This is a genomic window from Pseudomonas sp. P5_B2 (assembly GCF_056400445.1).
In genome coordinates, this window is sequence record NZ_JBFULH010000342.1 from 1 (window position 1) to 4,456 (window position 4,456).

The following is a 4,456-nucleotide window of genomic DNA, read 5'->3' on the forward strand; positions in this document are numbered from 1 at the left end:
GCAGCATTGGCCGCCTGAACACTGAAAATCTACTGTGGGAGCGGGCTTGCTCGCGAATACGGTGTGTCATTCAGTGTTTGCGTTACCTGACACACTGCATTCGCGAGCAAGCCCGCTCCCACAGTAGATTTTCAGTGTTCAGGCGGCCAATGCCGGGCGAAGACCGGCGCCAGTGTCGGGTGCCGATCGATGCGTTCCAGCCACGCGAAAAAACCGGGTCGGGCGCTGCGTAGATGCTCTCGACTACCGGCCCATCTCGACACAACCGCCGCCAGCACATCCAGCGCGCCCGGCGCTTCATCGCCCAGATACAGCTCGCCGGAAAACTGATCGGCAAACACCTCCCAGCTCCAGTGCAATCGCGCGCGGGCGCCGGCCATGAGATTTTGCCTGGACGCCTCATCCGTCTCGGCCAACCAGCGTTCGGGATAATCAATAATGCCAATGGCCACGTAGCAATTGCTGACGATGTACGCCAGGCCCCGGATCGCCTGATCGCGGTCAGCGGGCAGTTTCGGCAACAGATTCGACTTGGGAAAGGTCAGCCCGAGATGAATCAGAATCGCCGCGCTTTCGGTGAGAACGCTGCCATCGGGCAGTTGCAGCGTCGGAATCTGCTTGAGCCGGTTGAGTTTCTCCAATGTCTGGGCGGCCTCCGCGGACAACTCGACGTCGATAAACCGGTAAGGAATGTCACACAACTCCAGCGCCGCTTCTATCGCCGCCGCGCCAGAATTCTGATGCCCGTAAAGCTGATACATGGTGCGGCCTCCTGGCGAGACAAGAATGGGGTCATTAGAGGCGTCATCTGCTGGTCACGCTCCCAGTGTAGAAGCGCCGGCTGACCCTATCCGCACCATCCGACGACTGAACCATCACGCCCGCGTGGGGCGACTCACATCGCCTATCAATACTGTCGATGTTCACCATCACATCAATGAAGTTCTCATAAAAATTCCCCGGCGTAACATCCGCTCCATACCAACCAATAAACACCCCGGAGCACACCATCATGAAACGCCAAACCCTCCTCAGCATCGCTTTCTCGGTTTTCGCAGTTAACGCTTTTGCCGCTACTTCTGCTCAACCTGTGGTCGCTGAGGGCGGCGCGGATCGTCTGATTGAAAGCCGTGTGGCTGAAGGGGGTTCGGATCGTCTGATCGAGAATCGTGTGGCCGCTGATGGTTCCGACCGACTGATCGAGAATCGTGTAGCCGCTGACGGTTCTGACCGCCTGATCGAAAACCGTGTCGCCGCTGATGGTTCCGACCGACTGATCGAAAACCGTGTCGCCGCTGACGGTTCTGACCGACTGATCGAAAACCGTGTCGCCGCTGACGGTTCTGACCGACTGATCGAAAACCGTGTCGCCGCTGATGGCTCCGATCACCTGATGCAGAACCGCGTTGCCGAAGGTGATTCCGACCGTCTGATCGAAAGCCGCGCGGTATAAATGAAGGGTTTTACCGCAGTACTCAATGAAAACCCCGGCCTCACCCGCCGGGGTTTTTTATGCCTGTTTTTTGCATCGGGTCACTTTCCGGCCCGAACCATACAGCGCTGATAACGCCCATCGACCCGATCGGCGAACCACGCGGTGGTGAGTTTTCGGGTGATTTTCGGGCTTTTCAGCTCGATCCCCGGCAACACCGCGCGAGGCAATGGCCGGCCCTCGGCCTGATCGGCCAACGCGAACACTCGCTGGTAGAGTTCGGTCTCCTCGAACGTGAGACTTTTGCCCTCCCCCAATTGATTGCGAATGGTCATATTGCGCATACCCAATTGCTTGCCGAGGCTGCGCACCGCCAGTTCGGTGGTGCCGGGCATGATCGAGTCATAGCGCACCAGATCGCCATCCAGCGTTAACGGGATACCTGATGCCCGACTCACCGCATTCTGAAACGCCGCATTGCGGCTGGCGTACCAACCGGCATTGAAATCAGCGAAGCGATACAGCGGTTCTGTGTAGCTCACCGGATAACCGAGCAAGTGGGCAATGCCAAAGTACATGCCGCCGCGTCGAGTGAACACTTCATGGCGGATCGAACCTTTCACTGGATACGGGTAACCCCGCGATTGCTGCTCGGCGAAATCGATGCTGACCTGCATTGGCCCGCCGGTGTGTACCGGGTTGAAACCAGCAAAGAGGGTTTTGCCCATGGGCACCATGCCAATGAATTCATCAAAAATCGCGCTGAGTTCCTTTTCGCTGCGCGCTGCGTTGAGACGATCGCTGTAACTTTTGCCATTGGGTGATTTCACCTTGAGCGCACCGCTGACCAGCAGGCCGGGGATGTGAGCTTTCTCAGCGCGGCGATCGATTTCCTCCCGAGCGATCTTGCCCAGGCCCGGCACGGCGGGGTCGACCTGAAACGTAGATTCCTGCTCGGTAACGGCGAGCACCGAGCACAGGTTTTGTGTGGAGGGGTAAATACTCTGCGCGACGAATGCGGCGTAGATGTCCGTGGCCCAGCCTTCGCGATCCGTGGTGCTGGCCGGCAGCAGGCGCACGATCTCGGCCTTGACCTCGGCGGGCTTGCGTACAGGCGGTTCCTGCGTACGTTGCGTTCCGCAACCGGCCAGCAGCAACAGCGCCGCAACACCGTTGATCAATCGATTGGCTTGCATGGTGCTCCATCAAATCCGTTGAGCCGGGTTAACCATACGATCAATGGCATGGCGCAGGCTATGACTGCGCCCGTCCCTGCCTGTTCCATCGACACGCCTGGCGGGGCATTTTCCGTTGGGCAGTCAGCCTGCCCGCGCTTTGCGACTGGACCATACTTGAGCCAGGCACCGAGGAGAACAGCCTGATGACTCGTAGCGACGTACTGATCGTCGGCGCCGGCCCGACCGGGCTGGTACTGGCGCTGTGGTTGAGCAAACTGGGGATTCGCGTGCGGATTCTCGACAAGACCTCCGCCCCTGGCACCACGTCGCGGGCACTCGCGGTCCAGGCGCGGACGCTGGAGCTTTATCGCCAGCTCGACCTCAGCGAGGCCGTGGTGCAAAACGGTCATCGCGTGGCGGCGGCGAATTTCTGGGTCAAGGGCGAACCGGTGGCGCGTCTGCCCCTGAGCCGCATTGGTGAAGGCCTGACGCCCTATGCGTTCATGGAGATCTTCCCCCAGGACGAGCACGAACGACTGCTGATCACACGCCTTGAAGCGTTCGGCATCCACGTGGAACGCAACACTGAGCTGGAGTATTTCGAAGACACCGACGCTGGCGTCACCGTCCAACTGCGCATGCCCGACGGTCAACTGGAAATCTGCCAGACCTGCTACCTGGCGGGTTGCGACGGCGCCCGGTCAGTCGTGCGCAAGACACTGGACACCGGATTCCCGGGCGGGACCTACCAGCAGATTTTCTATGTCGCCGACGTCCAAGCCAGCGGGCCGACCTTCAATGGCGAATTGCATGTGGACCTTGATGAAGCGGACTTCCTCGCCGTGTTTCCCCTCGCCGGCACGGGTCGTGCCCGGTTGATCGGCACGGTGCGCGATGAGCGCGCCGACCAGGCTGAAACCCTGCGTTTTGAAGACGTCAGCAGCCGGGCCATCGAACACCTGAACGTGCAAATCGAACAGGTGAACTGGTTCTCGACCTATCGCGTACATCACCGGGTCGCCGATCACTTTCGCACCGGGCATGCATTTTTGTTGGGCGACGCGGCCCACGTTCACAGCCCGGCCGGTGGCCAGGGCATGAATACCGGGATTGGCGACGCGATCAACCTGGCGTGGAAACTCGCGGCGGTGTTGAGTGGCGGCGCCGAGGCCTCACTGCTCGATAGCTACGAACCCGAACGCATCGCCTTTGCCCGCAAACTGGTCGCCACCACCGATCGGGTGTTCACCTTCGTCACCGCCGAAGGGCGCATGGCCGATGTGCTGCGTACACGGTTGGCACCGTTTTTAATCCCCAAAATGGCCTCGTTCGAGACGTCCCGCGAGTTCCTGTTTCGCACCGTCTCGCAGATCACCCTGAGCTATCGCGGCATGCCATTGAGCACCGGTGTCGCCGGACACGTCCACGGCGGCGATCGCCTGCCTTGGGCGCATGATGGCAAAGGCGACAACTTTGAGTCGCTGAGAAATCCGGTCTGGCAGGTGCATGTTTATGGCGACACCAGCGACGAAATGATCGCCTGGTGCAACGAGCATCACCTGCCATTGCAGGTGTTCGAATGGCGGCCGGCGTTTGAAGCTGCGGGGTTGGGCCGTAACGGGTTTTACCTGTTGCGGCCGGATACGTACGTGGCGATTGCCGAGACGTGTTCCGATCCGAAGGTGATTGAGCGGTATTTCCAGCATTACGGGATTCGGCCTTACTTCGGCACTCCCTGATTCAACTCAAATCAACTGTGGGAGCGAGCCTGCTCGCGATGGCGTCGTGTCAGTCGACATTTCTATTGACTGATACACCGCAATCGCGAGCAGGCTCACTCCTACAG

Annotated in this window: 4 protein-coding genes; 2 read left to right on the top strand and 2 right to left on the bottom strand. The window is 59.8% G+C overall.

Annotated features, from left to right (window positions below):
- Positions 1-131 precede the first annotated feature (131 nt).
- Positions 132-761: a glutathione S-transferase gene (locus AC1DRJ_RS19900; RefSeq protein WP_477803654.1), complete on the bottom strand. Its 630-nt coding sequence runs from the start codon at positions 759-761 to the stop codon at positions 132-134.
- Between the two features lie 251 nt (positions 762-1,012).
- On the opposite strand from AC1DRJ_RS19900, the gene AC1DRJ_RS19905 reads away from it, so the two are divergent.
- The gene (locus tag AC1DRJ_RS19905) at positions 1,013-1,453 is read left to right on the top strand and encodes a phage infection protein (RefSeq protein ID WP_477803655.1); all 441 of its coding nucleotides are present in this window, start codon (positions 1,013-1,015) and stop codon (positions 1,451-1,453) included.
- Between the two features lie 80 nt (positions 1,454-1,533).
- Here AC1DRJ_RS19905 and AC1DRJ_RS19910 read toward each other — a convergent pair whose 3' ends face one another.
- Positions 1,534-2,628: a DUF1615 domain-containing protein gene (locus tag AC1DRJ_RS19910; protein WP_477803656.1), complete on the bottom strand. Its 1,095-nt coding sequence runs from the start codon at positions 2,626-2,628 to the stop codon at positions 1,534-1,536.
- A gap of 185 nt (positions 2,629-2,813) precedes the next feature.
- Here AC1DRJ_RS19910 and AC1DRJ_RS19915 point away from each other — a divergent pair, with 185 nt between their 5' ends.
- The gene (locus tag AC1DRJ_RS19915) at positions 2,814-4,349 is read left to right on the top strand and encodes an FAD-dependent oxidoreductase (protein WP_477803657.1); all 1,536 of its coding nucleotides are present in this window, start codon (positions 2,814-2,816) and stop codon (positions 4,347-4,349) included.
- Positions 4,350-4,456 lie beyond the last annotated feature (107 nt).

Coding starts and splice junctions, on each gene's coding strand:
- AC1DRJ_RS19900 (WP_477803654.1), bottom strand. CDS start 761: ATGTATCAGCTTTACGGGCATCAGAATTCTGGCGCGGCGGCGATAGAA.
- AC1DRJ_RS19905 (WP_477803655.1), top strand. CDS start 1,013: ATGAAACGCCAAACCCTCCTCAGCATCGCTTTCTCGGTTTTCGCAGTT.
- AC1DRJ_RS19910 (WP_477803656.1), bottom strand. CDS start 2,628: ATGCAAGCCAATCGATTGATCAACGGTGTTGCGGCGCTGTTGCTGCTG.
- AC1DRJ_RS19915 (WP_477803657.1), top strand. CDS start 2,814: ATGACTCGTAGCGACGTACTGATCGTCGGCGCCGGCCCGACCGGGCTG.